Below are 23,028 nucleotides of genomic sequence, written 5' to 3' on the forward strand. Positions count from 1 at the left end.
AAGATGAGGGCTTAATGAGAGTAGCAATAGTACATGACTGGCTTCCCTTCATGGGAGGCGCAGAAAACGTAATAATAAACATGCACGAAGTGTTCCCGGATGCACCGATCTACACATCCATGTGCAACAGGATGAACATGGCAGGAGCCCTTCGTACCGCGGATATCCGCACCACACACCTTCAGAAGACTGAGAAAAAAATGCTCAATCACAGACGACTTTTCCCGTTCATGCCCACCGCAATGGAGAGCATCAATCTCAACGGGTACGACGTCGTAATCAGCAGCAGCACAAGTGTGGGAAAAAGCGTAATCACAGGACCCGACACCCTGCATATCTGTTATTGCAACACACCCATGCGATACGCCTGGGAACAGAGATACAACTACATCGGCCCGCTTGTCGGCAAGGGCGCATTTAAAAACAAGATGATATCTTACTTCATGACATTCATGCGTGTGTGGGATTATGCAACGGCAGCACGTGTGGATGTCTTTGTGGGTAATTCGGTAAATGTCGCAAGACGAATTCACAAGCACTACAGAAGAGATGCCTACGTCCTTCACTGCCCGGTTCGAATGCGCATGTTCCATACATCTGAGGAGGACGGCGGATATTACCTATGCGTCTCCAGACTTCAGGAATACAAGGGCATCGAGCTCGCAGTCAAGGCTTGCACCAAGGAAAACCTGCCCCTCTACGTCATAGGAACAGGCCCCATGCGTGAAAAACTTGAACAGATGGCCGGACCTACCGTTAAATTCCTAGGCTTCGTTCAGGACGAAGAACTAAGGGAGTACTATGCAAAATGCAAAGCGCTGATATTCCCCGGAGTTGAGGATTTCGGAATCACACCGTTAGAGGCACAGGCAAGCGGCAGACCTGTCATTGCCCTTGGAAAGGGCGGCATCCTCGAGACCGTTATAGAGAACGAGACCGGAGTATTTTTCGACGAACCCACTCCGGAATCCCTTCTGGAGGCAATTCACCGTTTTGAGAAACTCACCTTTGATAAGGAAAAACTGCGTGCCCACGCCATGGAATTCGATGAGAGCATCTTCCGCGACCGCTTAAAGAGATTCGTCGACGAACAATACGCCATCTTCAAGACCAAGCAGCTCGAAGGCGTCACTGTGTATAAATAAACCCAATGCCTTCCTCAAGATATTAGCCTTCCCCTTGGGGGGAAGGTGTCGGCAAAGCCGACGGATGAGGGGGCACAACGAGGACCTACATGAAACTAGAAACCACAACCGAACGAATACAGGAGATATATGACTATCGTGAAATGATCTTCACCCAGGTTCACAGAAACCTTCGAGGCAGATACAAAGGCTCTGCGCTCGGCTTTTTATGGACCTTCTTAAACCCCTTATTTCAGCTGATAGTCTACACCATAGTATTCTCCGTCATCATGAAAACAAGTACCGAACAGTATTCACTCTTCCTGTTCGTAACCCTGATCCCCTGGATCTTCTTCGGAACCTGCATGAGTGAAGGAAGCGGGTGCCTGAGGGATACAGAGGACATGATAAAGAAAATCTATTTTCCCAGAGAAGTAATCCCGATATCGTACGTAGTAAGCCAGTTCATCAACATGCTGCTGTGCTTCATTATCGTGCTTATCGTACTTCTCGTGGCCGGACGACTGACCAACCCGGCAGTCTTCGTATATCTGCCGCTTATTATGATGATAGAACTTTCGCTTGCCATAGGCTTAGTGTTCATTTTCAGCGCCTGGTGCGTCTACCTGCGCGACGTAAAATACATGATGACCATCATAACAATGGCATGGCAGTTCATGACACCCGTAATGTACTCGGTAGACATAATTCCGGGAAAACTGATAAAACTTTTCTATTTAAATCCCATGACCTCGGTTATTGTGGCCTACAGAGACATACTTTATTACCAGCAGACGCCTGAGATCGACACCCTCGCGATAGCATCCTTTATGGGGATCGGTTTCCTCGTCCTTGGCTGGAACCTATTCAACAGACTGAAGCGAAGGTTCGCTGAGTACTTGTAAGAGGGGGCCCCGGAGAAAACACATGCAAGAAGAATATTCCATAGAAGTTGACAACATAAAAAAGAGCTTCCGCGTCTACCACGACAAGGGCTTCACCCTGAAGGAAGCATCACTTTTCAAAAACAGACGAAGCTACGAGATACGAAACGTAATTGACGGCCTTAGCTTTAAAGTAAAAAAAGGTGAAGCCGTGGCACTCGTGGGACATAACGGCTGCGGCAAAAGTACGACACTGAAGATGCTGACCCGTATCTTTTATCCCGACTCAGGCAATATCACCATGCGCGGAAGAGTATCGAGTCTCCTTGAGCTCGGAGCCGGATTCCATGCCGATATGACCGGGCGCGAGAACATCTTTATCAATGCAGCAATTTTCGGACTGACCCACAAAGAAATAGAGGCGAGACTTGATGATATCATTGCCTTCTCGGAACTTGAGGAATTTATCGACAACCCCGTAAGAACCTACTCCTCGGGAATGTACATGCGACTTGCCTTCGCAGTTGCGATAAATGTTGATGCCGACATTCTCCTTATCGACGAGATACTTGTTGTAGGTGATGCCGCTTTTCAGGTTAAATGCTTCAACCGCCTCAGAGAGATACTGGGAAAAGGAACCACAATTGTCCTTGTATCCCACTCCACCAGACAGATTGAGCAGCTCTGCGACAGATGCATCTGGATCCATGACGGAAAAGTCAGGGCCGACGGAAAACCCAGTGACATCAACCCGCTTTACCTCGACTTCATAGCAAAAAGAGATGAGGACAAAAAGAAGGAACCCGAAAAAGAAGAACCCAAAGTCTTTGAAGTAACAAGATACGGCAGCGGAGAAGCCCAGATCAGCGGAGTAAAACTCTTCAAAAACGGGGAGCCTGCTATAAGATTTGACGCGGAAGACCCCTGCACGATAAAAGTGGATTACACCGTCAAGGAAGAGGTCAAAGACACGGTATTCGGAATTAAAATATACAGAAACGACGGCGTTTTGTGCTACGGCACTACAACCAGAGCCGAGCACCTTGACAGAATCACGCTGACAAAGGACGGAAGCGTGGAATTTATCATGCCAAGACTTTCCCTGATATCGGGTGAGTACAGCGTCGATCTGTCCATAGAAACCGGCGAGGAATATCCCGTGGACTACTGGAAAGGCGCGGCGAAATTCAACGTCACATCCAACATAGAGGACGAAGGAACAGCACGGATTGCACATGAATGGAAGCAGAATTAAATTAGATAAAAAAGAGAAAACCATACTCTTCATCATATTTATCGTACATGTAGCCCTTTTGTACCTCATCTCAAACTACAGCAAAGCGATGGAAACCTACCCCGATGAGATCATCTACTACGACATCGCAAAGAGCATTTTCGAGGGAAAAAGCTTTGAACTCCACGGAGTAAATCTGCAGTTTTCAAAGCTCGCATACTCCTTCGTACTGCTCCCCACATTTCTGATAAAAAATGTAGTTGTAAGAGTTCGTGCCATAATGCTGATAAATTCAGTGCTTATGTCACTTTCATTCATTCCCTGCTACATGATCTGCAAGGAACTGGGTGTGAACAAGTACTACTCAAGGCTTGCTGCTTTTCTGATCTTCATCTGGCCGGACATCATCATCTCCGGGACCTTCATGTCGGAGAACCTGTTCTTTCCGGTGACAGCATTTGCCTTCTATTTCATATTACTTTCATACAAATATAAAAATAGAAAATATACAATAATCGTGCTTGCCCTCGGCCTCCTTTCCTACTTTACGAAGGAGATCGGGATATGCGTACTTCTTGCCTACATTGCAGCGGAAGTCATAAGCGCGGTGCTAAACAAAGGCTCTTTGAAAAAAATAGGACTCTATATACTTGCACTTGCAGCTGTTTACATCGCGGTCCGAATGCTTTTCTTCGGAGGCTTTTCAAATTCCTACATAAATAGCGGAGCCTTGAATCCGGCGCAGTTTTTCAATTACAAATCGGCGATGTACCTGATTTACGGACTGTTCTACAATATTGCGGCGATAATACTGGCATTCTATGTGCTCCCGGTGCTGCTTCCTGTGATCAATTACAAAAAGCTGGACGATGTCACTCGCAAGTACCTGCTATATACAATCCTTCTTCTTATAGGAGAGATTCTTGTGATCACGGTCACCATAACAGCCAGAGAGGACCTCGGAAAAGCCATCCCCGGCATACACCTCCGCTATCTTGCTGGAATAATGGTGCCCCTTATCAGTATTTTCTTTGCATACCTGTCTTTGGATGATACACTTGAAAAAAAGAATCTTTTGACCATTGTGCCTGTGCTGGTCTTTGTCGGCTGCATTTTCAAAGGGATAATCAACACCTGCACAACCGGTACAATAGGCCTGTTATACATATATCCTGCGAGAAAAATCATAACCGGCATAATTCATCCTGCAGAAGCCGGGATACTCCATAGCATCGTGGGAATTGCGACTACTGTTGGTTTTGCCATACTCATCTTTATCATTTTTGGAGCGGCAAAAAAGAGCAAAGACCTTGCAGTTTACATCTTTTTCTACTCCGCAATGCTTTTATCGGTAGTAAATATGGCCTATGGTGCTTATATAGTACATGACACCTATGAAGATGATCCTGAGATGATCGACGAGATGGTGAAGATAGACAGATATTTTGAGGAAAACGGGCTCGAAGATGCAAACGTTGCATTTGTGGATGAGAGCCAGTTTTCGGAAGTTGCAAAAGTGTATGACTTGTACTTTGATTCAGCGGACAAAGAATATATGATACCAAAAGAAGACCTGGAAAATAATGATATCAATTCAGCTGCTTTGGTAGAGCCGATAGTCAGTTATACATATAGGCCTGAAAAGATACAGTATTTTATTGTTTCCAACGAAGACGAACTGACGCAGGCTATCCCGGAGGACATGGAACAGATTCCGGAGCTTTCGGGAGAATTCTATTTAGTGTATAAGGCAAATGACTTATGATATAGTAGATGTTATTCGGAAAAACTACGCCGAATACTTTTTAACAGAAGGAACGATATAGAAAAATGGCAACTGTAAACAAAAAATCCGATGTGCTGATCATAATTCCGGCATATAACGAAGCGGAAAACATAGAGAATATCGTGGACGAGATCACCACCGGATACCCGCAGTACGACTACGTGGTGGTGAACGACGGATCTTCGGACGCCACTTCGCGAATTCTTAAAAAGCGGGGTTACAACCATATAAATTGCCCGATTAACCTTGGAATAGGCGGCGCAATCCAGACAGGCTACCGCTACGCCAGAGAGAAAGACTACGAGATCGCAGTCCAGATTGACGGTGACGGCCAGCACGATCCCGCCTACATTAAGGACATAATCACCCCTATCAGAGAAGGCGAAGCGGATTATGTCATCGGCTCCAGATTCGTCAACAAGGAAGGCTTCCAGAGCTCAGCCACAAGACGAATCGGAATCAAATTCCTTAGCGGACTGATAACAGTTCTGTGTTTTAGAAGAGTTAAAGACGTTACCAGCGGCTTCCGCGCAGTAAACAAATTTTTCATCGATGTCTTCTCGGAGAACTACCCGATAGACTACCCCGAACCCGAAGCCATCCTTGACGCGGTCATGAGACGCAAGCGAATCCTGGAACTGCCCGTAATCATGCGCGAGCGCGAGACCGGAAAAAGCTCCATCAACTTCCGCCGCTCAATCTACTACATGATCAAAGTAACCTTAGACATTATCGTATGCCGTATCAGCTATGGCATAAGGAGATAACCATGCACCAAATAATACCGACCCGCCTTACCATTGTGCTCATCTTAGCGATCATCATTTACTTCATCATCATCTTATCGCTGCTTAAGCACAAAAAACTAAACATGAAATACACCCTCCTGTGGCTATTCACCGGAGCAGCCTTTTTTATATTGGTTCTGAACCCCATGATTCTCGTATACTTCCTGAATCTCTGCGGCATCACCGGAACCATGAACGGACTTTTCATAATACTGATAGCATTCCTGATCATGCTCGTGCTATCGCTCACCAGCATTGCTTCCCGCCAGGCAGGCAGGATCACCAAACTCATCCAGACTCAGGGACTTTTGGAAAAAAGAGTGCGCGAGCTGGAAGAGAGGATGGAGAACGGAAAGACCGAGATTATTGAAAAGTAACGAGATATATGAAAAAAAGAGAATATTTCACTGCAAAAGATCACACCTTTACGATCTGTGCATACGGAAAAAGTGAATATATAGAGGAATGTATAAAGTCGGTAACCACTCAGAACGTCCGGACAAATGTAATCATCTGTACCTCTACACCTTCTGAGTATCTTGACCTTCTTGCAAAAAAATACGACATTCCGCTTTTTATAAATGAGGAGAGAAAATACAACAGCGACATAGCCACCGACTGGAATTTTGCAATAAGCTGTGCAAAGACCAGACTAGTGACCATTGCTCACCAGGACGACCTCTACAAACCCGATTTTGCAAAGGAAGTACTGATTCATTTAAACGGAACCTCAAGACCTCTGATAGCCTACACAGACTACGCCGAGCTTCGAAACGGAAAAGAAGTTTCCAATATAAGAAACCTCAATATAAAAAGAATCATGCTCTTCCCGCTAAGACCCAGATTTATGTGGAGCTCCAAGTTCATGAGAAGACGCTCTCTCTCCTTCGGATCAGCAATTTGCTGCCCCTCGGTTACTTACGTTCCCGAGAATCTTCCGAAGCAGCTCTTTATTCCCGGCTACAAAGGCGGAATCGACTGGCAGGCCTGGGAGAGATTCTCCAAGCTCGACGGCGAGTTTGTATTTGTTAACAGCATCCAGATGGTACACCGGATTCACGACGACTCCGAGACCACCGCACTTATAAACGGCAACACAAGGACAGAGGAAGACTTCGCCATGTTCTGCAAATTCTGGCCAAAACCGATTGCACGACTCATAGAGCACTTCTACAAAAAAGGCGAAGCCTCAAACAATCTCTAATATATGCTATAATGTTGTTTTAGAAAAAAGAAAGGACACACAAATGGCTAAAAAAGCACTAATCACCGGAGTAACAGGACAGGACGGCTCATATCTTGCAGAGCTTCTCCTGGAAAAAGGATATGAAGTTCACGGCGTTATTCGTCGTTCATCAGTAGATTACAGAGAAAGAATCGCACACCTCGAGGGAGTTGAGAATTTCCACCTCCACTACGGAGACCTCGGCGATTCAATGAGCATTGTTGACGTTGTCAGCAAAGTAAAACCCGATGAAATCTATAACCTGGCTGCACAGAGCCACGTTCAGGTTTCATTTGATTCACCTGAGTTCACAGCGGACGTTGACGCAGTCGGAGTACTCAGAATCCTTGAGGCTGTTCGCCTCTGCGGACTTACTGAGACCTGCCGAATATACCAGGCATCAACCTCCGAATTATACGGCAAGGTTGAGGAAGTTCCTCAGAACGAGAATACTCCCTTCCACCCCTACAGCCCGTATGCTGTTGCGAAACAGTATGGCTTCTGGATCGTGAAGGAATACAGAGAAGCTTACAACATGTTCTGCTGCTCGGGCATACTGTTTAATCACGAGTCAGAGAGAAGAGGCGAGACCTTCGTTACCAGAAAAATCACACTGGCAGCAGCTCGCATTGCCCAGGGAAAACAGGACAAGCTTTATCTCGGCAATCTTGATTCACTTCGTGACTGGGGCTACGCCAAGGATTACGTTGAATGTATGTGGCTGATCCTTCAGAACGACAAGCCTGAGGACTTCGTTATTGCTACCGGAGTGCAGCACTCAGTTCGCGAGTTTGCAACCCTCGCTTTCCACCATGCGGGCATTGAGCTTGAATGGCAGGGAAAGGACATGGATGAAAAGGGCATCGATAAAGCAACCGGCAAGGTTGTAGTTGAAGTCAGTCCCGATTTTTATCGTCCGACTGATGTTGTTAACCTCTGGGGAGATCCCACAAAGGCAAAGAAGGAACTTGGTTGGAATCCCACAAAGACAAGCTTCGAGGAGCTTGTTGAGATTATGACCAAGCATGATATGGAAAAAGTTGCGGTTGAACACGCCAGCGAGAGAATAAAAACCAACCTCGCTGAATACCTTGAGAAGGGCGTTGTAAAATAATAGTCTATGTATGGGGATAAGAAGGTCTGCTTTGTAATACAAAGATATGGAAAAGAAGTTAACGGCGGAGCTGAGACTTTATGCAGGGAGCTTGCCGAGAGACTTACAGACAGATATGAAGTCGAGGTACTAACTACCAAAGCGATTGATTATATGACCTGGAAGGATGAATATTCATCCGATGAAGAAGAAATCTGCGGGGTAAAAGTCCGCAGATTTTCTGTAAGCAGACTCCGGCACAGAAAATCCTTCAATGTCATAAATAGAGTTTTTAAGGAAGGACTCCTTCCTACCTTCATGGAAAACAGATGGCTCATATCGCAGGGACCGGTAGTCCCGGGGCTTATTGATTTCATCAAGGAGCACAAGGATGATTACCGGGCCTTTGTATTTATGACTTATCTCTATTATCCGACGGTCAAAGGGCTTCCGGAAGTTGCTGAAAAGTCAGTATTTTTGCCCCTTGCCCATGATGAGCCATTCCTTCGGATGAAGATGTTTGAGCCCGTTTTCACAAGGACAAAGGCATTTTTCTTTGAGACGCAGGAAGAGAGAGATCTCGTTTTCAAAAAGTTTAAGTGTGACCACATACCTTATAAATTCGGCGGGTCCGGAGTAGAAGTGCCGGATAAGGTCTGCGGCGACGATTTTAAGAAAAAATACGGACTTGAAAATTACATCATATACGCCGGAAGAATTGATGATGGCAAGAATTGTAAGGAACTCTTTGAGTTTTTCCTAAAATATAAAGAGACTCATTCTGATGACCTGAAACTCGTGCTGATCGGGAAGGCTGTAATCGATATTCCGGAGGCACCCGATATTGTGCCGCTTGGCTTTGTGAGCGAGCAGGATAAATTTGACGGTATTGCAGGGGCCAAGCTTTTGGTACTTCCTTCCAAATTTGAAAGCCTGTCGATTGTGGTACTTGAAGCCTTTAGCCTCGGAAAGCCTGTTTTGGTAAATGGTGAGTGCGAGGTATTAAAAGGGCACTGCGACAAGAGCGGAGGAGGCTTGTACTACACTGATTATGAGGGCTTTGAGAAGGGACTTACCACACTGCTTTCGGATCCCTCGCTTAGAGAAGAGATGGGAGAAAAGGGAAAAAGCTACGTTAATGAGCGCTTTAACTGGAAGGTTATCTGCGACAATCTCTCAGAAATGATTGAGTACGCTTCGGAAAATTGAAAACTTGGATGAATAAGTTCATAGAATGATAATAACTAAAAAACCCTATACATGATATAATGAACATGTTAACGAAATTTGGCATTTTCACAGGAAAGGAGCTTTTCTATGAAGTACGTATGTGGCACATGTGGTTATGTTTATGATGAGGCAGCAGGCGATCCGGATAACGGAGTAGCACCCGGCACAAAGTGGGATGATCTCCCGGCTGATTGGGTTTGCCCCCTTTGCGGAGTAGGCAAGGAAGAATTCAAGGCGGAGTAAAATATACCCTAAGGGTATAAAAATAACAATGATAATAAATATACACCCTATCGGGTATAAAAATGATTGCAATAATTGTTTTTATACCCGATAGGGTGTATATTGCTGTGTATGAATACTATTGCAGAATACATTAAAACTGAAAGAAAAAAAGCCGGATTGACTCAGGAGGAGTTTGCCATCAGGTCGGGACTCGGTCTTCGTTTTGTGCGTGACTTGGAGCAGGGGAAGGAGACTGTCCGTATGGATAAGGTGAACCAGGCACTTTCAATGTTTGGAATGCATGCGGTTCCGGGCGAGATAGACAGAGAGATTTCGGATTTGGATGAAGGGAGATAAAAATGTCCAGGGCAAGGACAGATTTGGTCTACTTCTTGCGTGCTGTAGGGATTGCATAGGGGATGTTCATATCGAACCTGTGGAATAAGGAGAAAATAATCCAGAATGAAATGTCTGTGTTGTGACAAAGAAATAAATAATCCAACTGAAAATGAGCGCATAAGCAAATGGCATACCAAGTGCATTAAGAAATTTTTTGGGATTTCAGTTTTGCCTGAGCTTTATATAACCGACTCTGAATTGGAGAAGTTTGCAAACACAACAGTCAGCAAAGGGCTGACTGTCCCGGGAGTACAGAAAAAACTCTCGCTTCACCTTGGCAGTGAGAATAAAGTAAATAAGCTCACCATCGTGGACTATCCTACGGGATATATTTTGAAGCCGCAGTCGGAAGAATACGCAGCGCTGCCTGAGGCAGAATTCCTTGTGATGAAAATGGCTGAAAAGGTCGGAATTAAAACTGTTCCCTGTGCTCTGATGCAACTTGGCGATAACTATGCTTATATTACAAAACGCGCTGATCGGGTAAATGCGGGGAAATCCACTGATTCCACAAAAATGCTGCTCGCAATGGAGGACTTTTGTCAGCTGTCAGGGAGACTTACGAGCGATAAGTATAAAAGCTCCTACGAGCAGTGCGGCAAGGTGATTTCCAGATATTCCAAAAATGTTGGCCTTGATATGGCAGAGCTGTATTACAGACTTCTTTTCTGTTTCGTAACCGGTAATTCCGATATGCATCTTAAGAATTTTTCACTTATCGAAGATAAGCCTGGCTCAAGAAAATTCGGCTTATCTCCTGCATACGATCTTCTTCCGGTAAACGTGATACTTCCTGCAGATAAAGACCAGACAGCGCTGTCGCTGAACGGGAAAAAGAGAAACATCAGAAAAAAAGATTTTCTCGAACTTGCTATAAATTTTGGAATAACAGATAAAACCGCAACTAGACTCATGGACAAAATAACAAAGAATAAAGATGAATTAGTGCTGATGACCGGAGAATCCTACCTTCCTGATGATTACAAGAAAGCGCTGACAGAACTTATAGAGAAAAGGTGTGAGATACTTTGCTAAGAAAAATAATTAAAAATCTTTTTCCGTATATCTTCCGCGAACATGTGCGCGGTCTGATTTTCAGAATAAATTATCCAAAGATAAAAAGGACGGAAACCAATTTCAAAACCTATCCGGATGGAATTAATCTTATCGGCCATGCCAGGGGAGATTTCGGACTTGGCGAGAGCTGCCGACTTGTGGCAGAGACTATCAAGACCTCTGGAATACCATTTACAATTAAGAACATTTTTCAGAATAAAAATGCGAGCGAAACAAACACCTCCTACGCTGAGTATGAGTCGGAGGAATTAAAATATAACGTCAATCTCATTCACATAAATCCCAATGAAATCGTGAGATTCACATTACATAGTGATAGGAGCCTTTTTGATAACAGATACAACATCGCCTTCTGGCTCTGGGAACTTCCCGAGTTTCCGCCGGAATGGGTCTACCAGCTAAGGATGTTCGATGAGATCTGGGCGCCGTCCGATTTTGTTGCGGACGCGATCAGAACGGTTACAGACAAACCGGTGCACACGCTCCCTTACGCCATGAGAGAGCCCGCCACTTTGGAAAAATGCGACAGGGATTACTTTGGCATTCCAAAGGACAAATTCCTGTATCTTATGTCCTACGACGGACTAAGCAACTCCGACCGCAAAAATCCGGAGGCCGCGATAGCAGCATATAAAGAAGCTTTTCCCACAGAACTACCGGATGTCGGCCTCATAATCAAGGCGACACACGCAGGAGAAGCGGAGATGGCACATTTCCACAAGCTCATGGAGGGCTATGAAAATGTGTACATTTTAACGGACAGCTTTAGCAAGGAAGAATTCAACAGCCTTATAAAGTGCGCGGATGCCCATATCTCGCTCCACCGCTCGGAGGGCTTCGGACTTGTCATGGCAGAGGCCATGTTCCTCGGAACTCCCACAGTTGCAACCAACTGGTCAGCCAACGCAGAGTTCATGTCAGAGGACGCCTGCTGCATGGTTCCGGTGAAAATAATCCCCATCGAGAAGGAGACACCTCCTTACCACAAGGGAAACCACTGGGCAGATCCCGACGTACATACAGCCGCGCAGTTCATCAGAAGACTTCATGATGACACAAACTTTTACAACCATAAAAAAGAAGCGGCGGCAAAACACATCAGAGAGCGCCTGTCACCTGACCTGGCAGCAGCCATTTTGAAGGAGCGCTTCGATGCGCTGACAAAAACTTGATTTTAAGGCATAATAGTTAAGAGGAAAAACGGTATGAAATTATTAAAGAAACGAAAATTCAGAATGGCTCTCTACTTCTTATTCGGGTATCTAAGCTTGGTGGCATTCAGCCTCGCAGCCAGCAACAGAGCACCGATTCGAAACAACGAGAGCATGATAATAACCGACTACAGGACCGGGGTGGAGCTTGAAACCATTCCTTACGGAAACCACAGCTTCCAGGCCCAAGTCAAGGACAGCATCGTCCTCCATGCCCCTGTATCCCTCATGTCGGGCCAGAGCTTCCATGTAAAGTACAGAGCAATTCTAGAGGGAGTGACCGAAGCCAAGGTCACCGCTGACCTCTCCGCTCCCGGCTACGATCTCTCACCCTGCTCCTTTACGACAGACATAAAGGAAGGCAAAAACATGGTGGAAGGCGACCTCGTCTTCGACGGAGTAAACCACCCGCAGACCGCTGAGATCAACATCTACTCATCCACCCCGGGTGTCGAGATCACAATCGCCAAACCCCATTTCACCAGAACGGAAGAGATCCGTATAGGCTACCTTGCATACACAGCCCTGATCATGACCTTCATCTTCATGGCTCTCGGCGCCATACTTCTCATCCGTGACCGCCGTCAAACAGTTTAACTTGCCCTTTTCACCAAAATGAATATAATGGTTGAATAGACAAAAAGAGCGCAGCTCTTTTAATAAACGTTGCAAACAACATCTTAGAAAAGGAAATAATATATGTGCGGAATAGTAGGATATGTAGGAAAAAAGCAGGCAGCACCCATTCTTCTTGATGGACTCTCCAAGCTCGAGTATCGCGGATATGACTCTGCGGGACTTGCTGTAAGAGGCACTGACGGCAAAGTCAAAGTCGTTAAGGCCAAGGGCAGACTGAAGGTCCTCTCTGAGAAGACCAATGACGGTGCATCACTTGCAGGAACTATCGGTATCGGCCACACAAGATGGGCTACCCACGGTGAGCCTTCAGAGAACAACGCGCATCCCCATGTTTCGGCGAACCAGTTTGAGCATGGAACCACAGTTGAAGAGGCCAACGTTGTCGGCGTTCATAACGGAATTATCGAGAATTATCAGGAGCTTAAAGAAAAGCTCATGCGCCACGACTATGAGTTTTACTCACAGACAGATACCGAAGTTGCCGTAAAGCTCGTTGATTACTACTACAAAAAGTACAACATCGGACCCATCGATGCGATTGCAAAGACCATGGTTCGTGTCCGCGGTTCATACGCCCTTGCCCTCATGTTCAAGGATTATCCTGATGAGGTATGGGTTGCCCGCAAGGATTCACCAATGGTAATCGGTATTGCGGATGGCGCTACTTACGTTGCATCTGATGTTCCCGCAATTTTGAAATACACCAGAAACGTATACTACATCGGCAACCAGGAGATGGCCCGCCTCGGAAAAGGAGAGGCACATTTCTACAACCTCGACGGCGACGAGATCCAGAAGGAAAAGGTTGAGATCAAGTGGGATGCCGAGGCAGCAGAGAAGGGCGGCTATGAGCACTTCATGATGAAGGAGATCCACGAGCAGCCCAAGGCAGTTGAGGATACTCTCAGCTCCGTTATCAAGGGTAAAAAGATCGACCTCACAGAGTGCGGCATCAGCGATGAAAAGATCAAATCCTTAAGACAGATTTTCGTCGTAGCTTGCGGTTCTGCATGGCATGTAGGTATGGCGTCGCAGTACATATTTGAAGATCTTGCCAAAGTTCCCGTTCGCGTGGAACTCGCTTCAGAATTCAGATACAGGAAGCCGCTTCTTGATAAAAATGACCTGGTAATCGTTATCTCCCAGTCCGGTGAGACTGCTGATACCCTTGCGGCTCTTCGTGAGGCGAAAAACCAGGGCGTTGCAACCCTCGGAATCGTCAATGTTGTTGGCTCTTCAATTGCAAGAGAGGCAGACCATGTCCTCTACACACTTGCAGGACCCGAGATATCCGTTGCAACAACTAAGGCTTACAGCGCACAGCTCGTTGCCTGCTACGCCCTTGCCGTTCACTTCGGATATGTAAGAGAGAACATAGACAATAAAGCTTACGCAAACTACATAGCAGAGATGAAAACCATCCCCGAGAAGATCCAGAAGGTCCTCGAGGATAAAGAAAGACTTCAGTGGTTCGCGGCTAAATACGCAAACGCTAAGGACGTCTTCTTCGTAGGACGCGGCATCGACTACGCTGTATCCCTTGAAGGAAGCCTTAAGATGAAGGAAATCTCCTACATCCACTCAGAGGCTTACGCTGCCGGCGAACTTAAGCACGGCACCATCAGCCTTATCGAGGACGGAATCCTTGTTATCGGCGTCCTCACCCAGAACGACCTCTACGAGAAGACCATCAGCAACATGGTTGAGTGTAAGGCAAGAGGTGCATACCTCATGGGACTTACAACCTACGGCCATTACGAGATAGAGGATACTGTTAATTTCGCAGCCTACGTTCCCAAGATTGATGAACACTTCGCTGCATCCCTCGCAGTCATCCCGCTCCAGCTCCTCGGCTACTACATCAGCGTTGCCAAAGGCCTGGATGTCGACAAGCCCCGCAACCTCGCCAAGAGCGTCACCGTAGAGTAACGGAAAGGCAACACTTAATGAACATAATTCTTTTATCAGGTGGCTCGGGCCAGCGCCTTTGGCCACTTTCAAACGATGTAAGATCGAAACAATTTATAAAAATATTTAAAGACAACAGCGGCGACTACGAATCCATGGTCCAGCGCGTTTTCCGCCAGATCGTTGAAGTCGATCCCGCTGCCAACATAACCATAGCAACCAGCAAAACCCAGGTTTCGGCAATTCACAACCAGCTTGGAGAGAACGTCGGCATCTCAATAGAGCCTTGCAGACGTGACACCTTCCCTGCAATTGCTCTCGCGAGCGCATACCTTCACGATGTACAGAAGGTAGCTCTTGATGAAGCCGTAGTGGTATGCCCGGTTGACCCGTACGTTGACAAAGAATACTTCCTTGCGCTCGAGAAACTCTCGAAGCTCGCAGAGACCGGCGACGCCAACTTAACACTACTTGGCATCGATCCCACCTATCCTTCAGAGAAGTACGGCTACATCATCCCTGAGAACAAGAGAGATGTATCAAAAGTTGTATCCTTCAAGGAGAAACCCGACGTAGAAACAGCAAAGGACTACATCTCAAAGGGTGCTCTCTGGAATGGCGGAATTTTCGCATATAAACTCTCATACCTTCTTGAGAAGGCTCATGAGATCATCGACTTCAAGGACTATCAGGATCTCTTTGATAAATATGCTACCCTTGAGAAAATATCCTTCGACTATGCAGTTGTAGAGAAGGAATCCAAGATAAACGTCATGCGTTTCGGCGGCCTGTGGAAGGACCTCGGAACCTGGAACACCCTCACCGAGGCTATGGAAGAGAACGTCATCGGCGAGGCATATCTTAATGAAAAATGCGAAGGCGTCCATGTAATCAATGACATGAACATCCCGATAGTTGTTATGGGATTAAAGAGCGCGATTGTTGCTGCATCACCCGACGGAATCCTTGTATCCGACAAGGAGCAGAGCTCATACATCAAGCCCTATGTCGAGAAAATCGAGCAGCCCATCATGTTCGCTGAGAAGTCCTGGGGAAGCTACCGCGTCCTCGACGTTGAGAAGGACTCCATGACCATCAAGGTTACACTTAACCCCGGTCACTCCATGAACTACCACAGCCATGAGAGACGCGACGAAGTCTGGAGCATCGTCCGCGGTATCGGTAAGACAATCATCGACGGCGAAGAGCAGACCGTTCGCCCCGGCGATGTCGTTAACATGAAGGCCGGCCAGAAACACACCATCAAGAATGACAGCAACGAAGAACTTCAGCTCATCGAAGTCCAGCTCGGCGCAGACATCACCGTCGACGACAAAATCAAATACGACCTCTAATGCCTTCCCCTTGGGGAAGATGAATCTTATAAAGCCTTCCCCCTCTGGGGGAAGGTGTCACCGTAGGTGACGGATGAGGGAAAACAAAAAAGCTTCGAAGCCAACCGGCTTTCGAAGCTTTTCTTTCATAGCGGAGTCGGAGGGATTCGAACCCTCGTGCCCCGAAGGACAAACGCATTTCGAGTGCGCCTCATTACGACCACTTTGATACGACTCCAAATTTTATAAGATCCCGACATCCGTCAGGATAACCTACAGCGTGCATCAGCGCGCTTTTTTATTATACGAGCCCTCTTTTCCTAAGTCAATAAACTATTGTTGATGCGCCTCTAATTGAGTATAATTAGATGATTAGAGTATGAAAAAGCCGAGCAGATTTTATAGGCTTACTAACAGCCTGGGGCATTAAACATACCCCAAAAAGCTGCCCGGACAAATGGGGATTTTAATGGCATACGTAGCTTTATATAGAAAATTCAGACCGCCTGTCTTCGACGACGTCAAAGGACAGGATCATATAGTGACTACGCTGAAAAATCAGATAAAATCCGACAGGATCGGACACGCGTATCTGTTCTGCGGAACCAGAGGAACCGGTAAAACCTCAGTGGCTAAGATTCTCGCAAGAGCAGTCAACTGCGAAAGCCCCAAGGACGGAAGCCCCTGCGGTGAGTGTCATACCTGCAAAGCGATTGAGTCCGGTGCAGCGATGGGTAATGTCATCGAGATCGATGCTGCATCCAACAACGGCGTAGACAACATCCGCGAGATCATTGACGAGATCTCATATTCACCCACCGTTGGCAAATACAAAGTATATATCATAGACGAGGTCCACATGCTCTCGACCGGCGCTTTCAACGCACTTTTAAAGAGCCTTGAGGAGCCTCCATCCTATGTGATTTTCATTCTTGCGACCACTGAAGTGCAGAAGATCCCGATCACCATTTTGTCGAGATGCCAGCGCTATGATTTTCACAGAATCACGATCGACACCATAGCGGACAGACTCCGCGAGGTAGTGGACAAGGAAGGCGTACAGGTCGAGGACCGCGCGCTTCGCTATATCGCGAAGGCCGCTGACGGCTCCATGCGTGACTCGCTGAGTCTCCTTGATCAGTGCATCGCCTTCAACTATGGCGAGGAGCTCACCTACGACAGGGTGCTCGGCGTGCTCGGCGCAGTGGACACCGCTATTTTCGGAAAACTGTTTTCATATCTCATCGTCCAGGATGTGACGGGAGCTCTGAACCTTCTGTCGGATATCGTAATCCAGGGACGTGAGCTGACACAGTTCGTCAGCGACTTTATCTGGTACCTGCGAAACCTCATGCTGGTCAGCACCTCCGACAACATGGAGGACGCGGTGGACATGTCCACTGACAACCTGAATTCGTTAAAAGAGCTGGCGCAAGGTTCCGATATCGACACAATAATGCGTTACATCCGCGTGTTCTCGGAACTCTCGCAGAACTTGCGATTTGCCGCCGCAAAACGTATTCTAATAGAGGTGGCACTGATACGCCTCTGCAAACCGCAGATGGACGAGGACACAGACGCGCTCCTCGACAGAATCAGAATTCTCGAGCAAAAGAGCGAGCAGCTTGATGGCGTTCTCGGAGGAATCCAGAGCGGACAGATAGCAGTTAATGTAGCAGGTGGCGACGGAGGTAACGGCCCGGGTTTTAACGGAGCCGGTGGTGCGGGAGCAGGCGGCGCCGGCGCAGGAAGTACAGCCACTTCCAAGGACAGAGCCAAGATGCTCGAAGCCGCAGTTGCAGAGGATGTGAAGAAAGTTGTCAACAACTGGAATCGCATACTTAACCGGATGGGAATGCCCATGAGAGCCTTCATGACCAAGGCACTGCTTAGCCAGGGCGAGGATGGCAAGCTTTTCATAGTCCTCGATACCAAGGAAAAAGCGGCCAAGTACAACGACGGCGAAGGACGCGAGGAACTATCCGCAATCCTTGACGAGTCCATCGGCAAACATGTGGACTTTGAAGTTCGCTTCACGACACGCGACAAACCCGTAAACGAGCAATACGTCAGCCTGAACGACATCCACTTCGACATCGAAATTGAGGACGAAGTCAACATGCCTGTTGTTCCGGAGATGGAAACAACCTCTGAGCAGACTGATGCTAACGAGACAGCTTCTTCATTCAGCAATTCAGATGTTGCCGAGACAGCTTCTTCAGCAGACAATTCTGATGAATCCGGCGGCGATATAATTTCCGGCCTCAGCGAAGACGAGTATTACGCCGCAGCTGCTACGGAGAGCGTAGCATATGATATGCATCAGCAGGCCATGGATGATGAGAGCGCTTTCGAAGAGAAGGATACAGAGGACGACTGATAATATCGGCAAACAAAACCCAACACATTAGGAGGAAATACAAATGGCAAAACGTGGAGGATTTCCGGGAGGAATGCCCGGCAACATGAATAATCTTATGAAACAGGCGCAGCGCATGCAGCGCCAGATGGAGGAGAGCCAGAAGGAGCTCGAGACCAAGGAATTTAAGGCAAGTGCAGGCGGCGGAGCCGTTGAAGCAACAGTTACAGGTAATAAGAAGCTTACAGCAATCACAATTGCACAGGACGCAGTTGATCCCGATGACGTTGAGATGCTTCAGGACATGATACTTGCAGCAGTTAATGAGGCAATGGAGCAGGCTGAGAAGGCTCAGGGCGACCTTATGGGCAAAATGACCGGCGGCCTCGGAGGTCTCGGAGGACTTCCGTTCTAATACAGGCTACGCCTCGGAGGAATTTCATTTTAATGGATCTATACAGCGGACATATCAACAGACTGATCGATGAACTGTCATCCCTTCCCGGGATTGGCGGCAAATCGGCTCAGAGACTGGCTTTTTATATCATAGGACTTCCCAAGGACAGAGTTCAGCGCCTTGCGAATTCCCTCACCGATGCGAGGGAGAACGTGCACTACTGCAGCAAATGCTGCACCCTGACCGACGGAGAAATCTGCCCCATCTGTGCTAATGAAAAGCGCGACCACAGCACGATCATGGTGGTCGAGAACGCCAGAGACCTTGCGGCTTATGAAAAGACAGGAAAATACGAAGGAGTCTACCATGTTCTTCACGGCGCCATTTCCCCCATGCTGGGAATCGGCCCCGGAGACATCAAGCTAAAAGAGCTTGTCCAGAGACTCCAGACAGATGAAGTAAAAGAAGTAATTATCGCAACGAATTCAAGCCTTGAAGGTGAGACCACGGGCATGTACATAAGCAAGCTCATAAAGCCCACCGGCATCAAGGTTACAAGAATCGCCAGCGGCGTTCCCGTCGGCGGCGACCTTGAATATATAGATGAAGTCACACTGCTCAGAGCTCTTGAGGGCAGAACCGAACTCTAAAAATTAAGCAGAGATTAACCCTTGCCTTCCCCCTGGGGGCGCTCGACGTCCGGGGGACGTCGGTTCAGCGCGGACCGAAGCGGAGCGAAGACAGGTGGCACGAAGTGCCGGATGAGGGGCATAAGGGGAAACGGAGGAAAAACATGAGTGTAAAAAGAGAATTTCTTGGGGAAACAAAAGACGGCGCACCTATTTACGGTTATCATATGACAAACAGCCAGGGAATGGAGGTTTGCCTTTTGAACTACGGCGCTACCATCCGCAACATCTTTGTTAAGGACAAGGACGGCGAGAAAAGAGATGTGGTTCTCGGATTCGACGATCCGGAGAAGTACTTCGATAACTCCTGCTTCCTGGGCGTTGTTGTAGGCCCTGTTGCGAACAGAGTCGGCGGCGCAAGCTACGAAATCGACGGAAAGAAATTCGAAATGCCTGTGAACGATGGACCTAACAACCTTCACAGCGATTTTGACAACGGTTTTCATAAGAGAGTCTGGGAAGCCGAGGAGACAGACGACAGCGTTAAGTTCACATTAAAAGCGGATGACGGAGATCTCGGATTTTCCGGAAACAGATTCTTCTCCGTTACTTATACACTTGGTGAGGACAACTCGCTCACACTGCACTATCATGCAACAAGTGACGCCAAGACCATGATCAACGTCACAAACCACTGCTACTTCAACCTTCGCGGACAGGGCTCAGGCAAGATCACGGACCACGTTGCACAGTTCAATTCCAGCAAGACCACAACCGTCGGAGAGGGTCTCATCCCCACAGGCGAGATCGCAGATGTTGAGGGCACACCTTTTGATTTCAGAAAAGAGAAAGTTATAGGTCTTGAGATCGACGCCGACAACGATCAGATAGCTCTTGGCGGCGGCTACGACCACAACTTTATTATCGATGGCGCAGACGGCACAAGAAGAACCTTTGCTACAGTTAAGTGCCCCGACAGCGGTATCACAATGCAGTGCTCAACAACACTCCCTGCATTCCAGTTCTATGCAGGCAACTTCCTTGAAGCCAAGGGAGGAAAAGACGGCGCCGATTACGGCAAAAGAGATGGCTTCTGCTTAGAGACTCAGATTCATCCCGACGCAATCCATCACAGCAACTTCCCGGATGCGGTTTTCGGACCTGAGCGCGAGTACGATTCAATAACAGTTTACCGTTTTATTTAAAAGCCTTCCCCCTTGGGGGGCGCACGACGTCCGGGGGACGTCGGCTTTGCGCCGACCGGAGCGGAGCGGAGACAGGTGCCCCGAAGGGGCGGATGAGGGGAAAAGCAGGAAAAGAGTAACAAATGGCAGAAGTCAAGGATTTCACCAAATACATAAAGAAACTTCAGCGTAGAAATGGCAAGGGAAAGGATGAGGATGACAATCCCTTTGCCGCGCTAAACGATGATTACGCCTGGGATTCGGACGACGACGCACTGGATTCCGATGAAGACTACGAAAGCGTCGGACCATCCTATCAGGAAAAAATCCGAAACCACAGAATCGCGGTTTTCATAAGAACCGTAGTTATCATAGCTATAGCGGCTCTCCTGGTGGGAGCATTGTATGTAAGCTGGAGAGATAAGCATTTCACGGAAGCAAACATCATATCTTCGGTAAAACTGACTGATGCATCCGGAGCCAAGGCGTTAAACCTTGGTGGAAACATTCTCACCTACAGTAAGGACGGCATGAGCTGTCTTGACGGAGAGGGGCAGCAGCTCTGGAATCAGACTTATCAGATGCAGAACCCGACCGTTCACACCTGCAAAAACGTAGTGGCAGTCGGCGATTACAACGGTCACAACATCTACGTTGCGAACACCTCCGGAACACTTGGAGAGATCGACACCAACCTTCCCATCAGGGATTTCTGTGTTGCTTCCCAGGGAGTTGTGGCAGCAGTACTCGATGATAAAACCGTCACATGGATTTATCTCTTCGATGCCAGCGGCAACACCCTTGCAAGCTTTAAGACAACCATGCAGGACAGCGGCTACCCCACGGACATTTCGATTTCACCAAGCGGCGAGCTCGTCTGCGTATCTTATCTGAAAGCTGATAGCGGCAAGATCAAGACCAGCGTTGCGTTCTTCAATTTCGGAGAAGTCGGACAAAACCTTTCCGGCAACTACGCCAGCGGATACGAATACCCGGATGTGGTCGTTCCCTACGTACAGTTCATGAACAACTCCAAGATATTTGCTGTAGCTGATGACAGAATCATGTTCTTCTCAGGAAAAGAGATTCCGACAAGTCAGACCGAGAGCCTGACAGGAGATGAAGAAATAAGATCGGTATTCTACAGCGAGTCACATGTCGGAATAGTCTTCATGAACAACACAGACCAGGGCGCGTACAGACTACAGATCTACGGCGAGACCGGAGCTCTTGAGACCACCATATATTTTGACACCGAATATGTAGACGTACTCTTCGAGAACGATCAGATCGTCGTTTACGGGGAAAATGAGTACATACTATATGATATGAAGGGAACCGAGAAATTCAGCGGTAACTTCGACCGCGCAGTCAAAGTCATGATCCCTACAACTGTCAGAAGCAAGTTCCTCCTCGTAACCGAGAAGGCCATCGAAACCCTGGAACTAAAATAATAGCCAAACTTATAGCCTTCCCCCTGGGGGCGCACGACGTCCGGGGGACGTCGGCTTTGCGCGGACCGGAGCGGAGCGGAGACAGGTGCCCCGAAGGGGCGGATGAGGGGCTTTGAAAGGACAACATGAACATCTTAGAATTTATCTCAATGCCGCAGGTGATAGTATCACTTGCGGTTTTAATAATACTAATGTGGCGCATAGCCTACGGCTACAAGTACGGCTTCGTCGCAGAACTGATTGAAATAGCCGGCCTCGCCACGGGATTTGTGATATTTTCACTCTCTGCGGGTGCGATCGGCAAACTAATCCATGGGGAAAATCTTCATATACTAAAAACAATAATTCAGCTTGCAATTGTAATTACTATATATAGGGTCATCCAGGGAATAGCAAATGGCACAAAAGGAACCAAGAAAATCCCGATACTTACCAATACTAATAAGGTTATGGGAGCTGCCTTCGGAGCCGTGGAAACATATATGTGGGTAATGCTCATTCAACATATAGTAGGCTATAAAATCGACGATGCAATTTCTTTTACAATTTCAAAATTAATTAGTTGCATTCCTGTTTGAGTGATGCTATAATCAACTTCGCTCACTTCGAGAGAGCAAAAATATAAGAGCTGATAACTACTTATAAAAATTCTCGAAAAAAATTAAAAAAGTTCTTGACAGAGACAGCCACTCATGATAAAGTAAACGAGTTGCGGCTGACAAGCCAAGACAAAGCACTTTGACAATAAAATAGTAATGCAACCCTGAAAATTCCAAAAAGAATATTCAGAGAACAAAACAACCTAACTTAGGTAAAAACGGACAGAACAAAGCCAAGCAATGTTCTGG

Annotated in this window: 22 protein-coding genes and 1 tRNA gene; 22 read left to right on the forward strand and 1 reads right to left on the reverse strand. The window is 47.2% G+C overall.

Features of this window, described 5'->3' with window-relative positions; translation table 11 throughout:
- Window positions 1-14 precede the first annotated feature (14 nt).
- The 16 genes from G596_RS0106445 to G596_RS0106520 all read left to right on the forward strand — a co-directional run bounded on the left by G596_RS0106445 (window position 15) and on the right by G596_RS0106520 (window position 16,178).
- Complete coding sequence (locus G596_RS0106445; RefSeq protein WP_022761020.1) at window positions 15-1,145, forward strand: glycosyltransferase; 1,131 nt, start codon at window positions 15-17, stop codon at window positions 1,143-1,145.
- 89 nt (window positions 1,146-1,234) lie between these two features.
- On the forward strand, window positions 1,235-2,029 hold the full coding sequence (locus G596_RS0106450) for an ABC transporter permease (RefSeq protein WP_022761021.1): 795 nt from the start codon (window positions 1,235-1,237) through the stop codon (window positions 2,027-2,029).
- 22 nt (window positions 2,030-2,051) lie between these two features.
- A complete protein-coding gene (locus tag G596_RS0106455; protein ID WP_022761022.1) occupies window positions 2,052-3,263 on the forward strand; it encodes an ABC transporter ATP-binding protein in 1,212 nt (403 codons plus the stop codon).
- Entirely contained in the window at window positions 3,244-5,007 is a 1,764-nt protein-coding gene (locus G596_RS0106460; protein WP_022761023.1) for a hypothetical protein, read from the forward strand. Before G596_RS0106455 ends, G596_RS0106460 begins: the two co-directional genes overlap by 20 nt.
- A 65-nt stretch (window positions 5,008-5,072) precedes the next feature.
- Window positions 5,073-5,795 (forward strand): glycosyltransferase family 2 protein, encoded by a 723-nt coding sequence (locus G596_RS0106465; protein ID WP_022761024.1) that lies wholly within the window; start codon window positions 5,073-5,075, stop codon window positions 5,793-5,795.
- A 2-nt stretch (window positions 5,796-5,797) separates the two neighbouring features.
- Window positions 5,798-6,193, forward strand: coding sequence for a DUF2304 domain-containing protein (locus tag G596_RS0106470; RefSeq protein WP_022761025.1), 396 nt, complete (start codon window positions 5,798-5,800; stop codon window positions 6,191-6,193).
- A gap of 8 nt (window positions 6,194-6,201) precedes the next feature.
- Window positions 6,202-7,020: a glycosyltransferase family A protein gene (locus G596_RS0106475; protein WP_022761026.1), complete on the forward strand. Its 819-nt coding sequence runs from the start codon at window positions 6,202-6,204 to the stop codon at window positions 7,018-7,020.
- Between the two features lie 43 nt (window positions 7,021-7,063).
- A complete protein-coding gene (gene gmd / locus G596_RS21255) occupies window positions 7,064-8,155 on the forward strand; it encodes a GDP-mannose 4,6-dehydratase (protein ID WP_022761027.1) in 1,092 nt (363 codons plus the stop codon).
- Window positions 8,156-8,161: 6 nt separating this feature from the next.
- Complete coding sequence (locus G596_RS0106485) at window positions 8,162-9,343, forward strand: glycosyltransferase family 4 protein (protein WP_022761028.1); 1,182 nt, start codon at window positions 8,162-8,164, stop codon at window positions 9,341-9,343.
- Window positions 9,344-9,451: 108 nt separating this feature from the next.
- Window positions 9,452-9,607: a rubredoxin gene (gene rd / locus G596_RS0106490; RefSeq protein ID WP_022761029.1), complete on the forward strand. Its 156-nt coding sequence runs from the start codon at window positions 9,452-9,454 to the stop codon at window positions 9,605-9,607.
- 111 nt (window positions 9,608-9,718) lie between these two features.
- Window positions 9,719-9,946: a type II toxin-antitoxin system Y4mF family antitoxin gene (locus tag G596_RS0106495; protein ID WP_022761030.1), complete on the forward strand. Its 228-nt coding sequence runs from the start codon at window positions 9,719-9,721 to the stop codon at window positions 9,944-9,946.
- Window positions 9,947-10,051: 105 nt separating this feature from the next.
- Window positions 10,052-11,023 carry a HipA domain-containing protein gene (locus G596_RS0106500; RefSeq protein ID WP_022761031.1) on the forward strand — a complete coding sequence of 324 codons (972 nt, stop codon included), beginning with the start codon at window positions 10,052-10,054 and terminating at the stop codon, window positions 11,021-11,023.
- Window positions 11,017-12,237, forward strand: coding sequence for a glycosyltransferase family 4 protein (locus tag G596_RS21260; protein WP_022761032.1), 1,221 nt, complete (start codon window positions 11,017-11,019; stop codon window positions 12,235-12,237). Before G596_RS0106500 ends, G596_RS21260 begins: the two co-directional genes overlap by 7 nt.
- A gap of 33 nt (window positions 12,238-12,270) precedes the next feature.
- Window positions 12,271-12,873, forward strand: coding sequence for a hypothetical protein (locus G596_RS0106510; RefSeq protein WP_022761033.1), 603 nt, complete (start codon window positions 12,271-12,273; stop codon window positions 12,871-12,873).
- Window positions 12,874-12,975: 102 nt separating this feature from the next.
- On the forward strand, window positions 12,976-14,844 hold the full coding sequence (gene glmS / locus G596_RS0106515) for a glutamine--fructose-6-phosphate transaminase (isomerizing) (protein ID WP_022761034.1): 1,869 nt from the start codon (window positions 12,976-12,978) through the stop codon (window positions 14,842-14,844).
- 17 nt (window positions 14,845-14,861) lie between these two features.
- Entirely contained in the window at window positions 14,862-16,178 is a 1,317-nt protein-coding gene (locus G596_RS0106520; RefSeq protein WP_022761035.1) for a sugar phosphate nucleotidyltransferase, read from the forward strand.
- Between the two features lie 131 nt (window positions 16,179-16,309).
- On the opposite strand, the gene G596_RS0106525 is transcribed toward G596_RS0106520, so the two are convergent.
- Window positions 16,310-16,395 (reverse strand) — tRNA-Ser (locus G596_RS0106525).
- A 231-nt stretch (window positions 16,396-16,626) separates the two neighbouring features.
- Here G596_RS0106525 and dnaX point away from each other — a divergent pair.
- From dnaX to G596_RS0106555, 6 genes are all read left to right on the forward strand, one after another.
- On the forward strand, window positions 16,627-18,537 hold the full coding sequence (gene dnaX, locus G596_RS21265) for a DNA polymerase III subunit gamma/tau (RefSeq protein WP_022761036.1): 1,911 nt from the start codon (window positions 16,627-16,629) through the stop codon (window positions 18,535-18,537).
- Between the two features lie 43 nt (window positions 18,538-18,580).
- Entirely contained in the window at window positions 18,581-18,931 is a 351-nt protein-coding gene (locus G596_RS0106535; protein ID WP_022761037.1) for a YbaB/EbfC family nucleoid-associated protein, read from the forward strand.
- Window positions 18,932-18,963: 32 nt separating this feature from the next.
- Window positions 18,964-19,563 (forward strand): recombination mediator RecR, encoded by a 600-nt coding sequence (gene recR / locus G596_RS0106540; RefSeq protein ID WP_022761038.1) that lies wholly within the window; start codon window positions 18,964-18,966, stop codon window positions 19,561-19,563.
- 143 nt (window positions 19,564-19,706) lie between these two features.
- On the forward strand, window positions 19,707-20,747 hold the full coding sequence (locus tag G596_RS0106545) for an aldose epimerase family protein (protein WP_022761039.1): 1,041 nt from the start codon (window positions 19,707-19,709) through the stop codon (window positions 20,745-20,747).
- A gap of 122 nt (window positions 20,748-20,869) precedes the next feature.
- A complete protein-coding gene (locus G596_RS21270) occupies window positions 20,870-22,180 on the forward strand; it encodes a DUF5711 family protein (RefSeq protein ID WP_022761040.1) in 1,311 nt (436 codons plus the stop codon).
- 125 nt (window positions 22,181-22,305) lie between these two features.
- On the forward strand, window positions 22,306-22,758 hold the full coding sequence (locus G596_RS0106555; protein ID WP_022761041.1) for a CvpA family protein: 453 nt from the start codon (window positions 22,306-22,308) through the stop codon (window positions 22,756-22,758).
- Window positions 22,759-23,028: the final 270 nt, after the last annotated feature.

Source organism: Butyrivibrio sp. AD3002 (genome assembly GCF_000420905.1).
Taxonomy (GTDB): Bacteria; Bacillota; Clostridia; order Lachnospirales; family Lachnospiraceae; genus Butyrivibrio.

What these genes read in the sequence shown, in the direction of transcription:
- rd (WP_022761029.1), top strand. Translation starts at nt 9,452, where the DNA reads ATGAAGTACGTATGTGGCACATGTGGTTATGTTTATGATGAGGCAGCA.
- glmS (WP_022761034.1), top strand. Translation starts at nt 12,976, where the DNA reads ATGTGCGGAATAGTAGGATATGTAGGAAAAAAGCAGGCAGCACCCATT.
- G596_RS0106460 (WP_022761023.1), top strand. Translation starts at nt 3,244, where the DNA reads ATGAATGGAAGCAGAATTAAATTAGATAAAAAAGAGAAAACCATACTC.
- dnaX (WP_022761036.1), top strand. Translation starts at nt 16,627, where the DNA reads ATGGCATACGTAGCTTTATATAGAAAATTCAGACCGCCTGTCTTCGAC.
- G596_RS0106455 (WP_022761022.1), top strand. Translation starts at nt 2,052, where the DNA reads ATGCAAGAAGAATATTCCATAGAAGTTGACAACATAAAAAAGAGCTTC.
- G596_RS0106555 (WP_022761041.1), top strand. Translation starts at nt 22,306, where the DNA reads ATGAACATCTTAGAATTTATCTCAATGCCGCAGGTGATAGTATCACTT.
- G596_RS21270 (WP_022761040.1), top strand. Translation starts at nt 20,870, where the DNA reads ATGGCAGAAGTCAAGGATTTCACCAAATACATAAAGAAACTTCAGCGT.
- G596_RS0106510 (WP_022761033.1), top strand. Translation starts at nt 12,271, where the DNA reads ATGAAATTATTAAAGAAACGAAAATTCAGAATGGCTCTCTACTTCTTA.
- G596_RS0106500 (WP_022761031.1), top strand. Translation starts at nt 10,052, where the DNA reads ATGAAATGTCTGTGTTGTGACAAAGAAATAAATAATCCAACTGAAAAT.
- G596_RS0106465 (WP_022761024.1), top strand. Translation starts at nt 5,073, where the DNA reads ATGGCAACTGTAAACAAAAAATCCGATGTGCTGATCATAATTCCGGCA.
- G596_RS0106445 (WP_022761020.1), top strand. Translation starts at nt 15, where the DNA reads ATGAGAGTAGCAATAGTACATGACTGGCTTCCCTTCATGGGAGGCGCA.
- G596_RS0106475 (WP_022761026.1), top strand. Translation starts at nt 6,202, where the DNA reads ATGAAAAAAAGAGAATATTTCACTGCAAAAGATCACACCTTTACGATC.
- G596_RS0106450 (WP_022761021.1), top strand. Translation starts at nt 1,235, where the DNA reads ATGAAACTAGAAACCACAACCGAACGAATACAGGAGATATATGACTAT.
- G596_RS0106485 (WP_022761028.1), top strand. Translation starts at nt 8,162, where the DNA reads ATGTATGGGGATAAGAAGGTCTGCTTTGTAATACAAAGATATGGAAAA.
- G596_RS0106470 (WP_022761025.1), top strand. Translation starts at nt 5,798, where the DNA reads ATGCACCAAATAATACCGACCCGCCTTACCATTGTGCTCATCTTAGCG.
- G596_RS0106535 (WP_022761037.1), top strand. Translation starts at nt 18,581, where the DNA reads ATGGCAAAACGTGGAGGATTTCCGGGAGGAATGCCCGGCAACATGAAT.
- gmd (WP_022761027.1), top strand. Translation starts at nt 7,064, where the DNA reads ATGGCTAAAAAAGCACTAATCACCGGAGTAACAGGACAGGACGGCTCA.
- G596_RS0106520 (WP_022761035.1), top strand. Translation starts at nt 14,862, where the DNA reads ATGAACATAATTCTTTTATCAGGTGGCTCGGGCCAGCGCCTTTGGCCA.
- G596_RS0106495 (WP_022761030.1), top strand. Translation starts at nt 9,719, where the DNA reads ATGAATACTATTGCAGAATACATTAAAACTGAAAGAAAAAAAGCCGGA.
- G596_RS0106545 (WP_022761039.1), top strand. Translation starts at nt 19,707, where the DNA reads ATGAGTGTAAAAAGAGAATTTCTTGGGGAAACAAAAGACGGCGCACCT.
- recR (WP_022761038.1), top strand. Translation starts at nt 18,964, where the DNA reads ATGGATCTATACAGCGGACATATCAACAGACTGATCGATGAACTGTCA.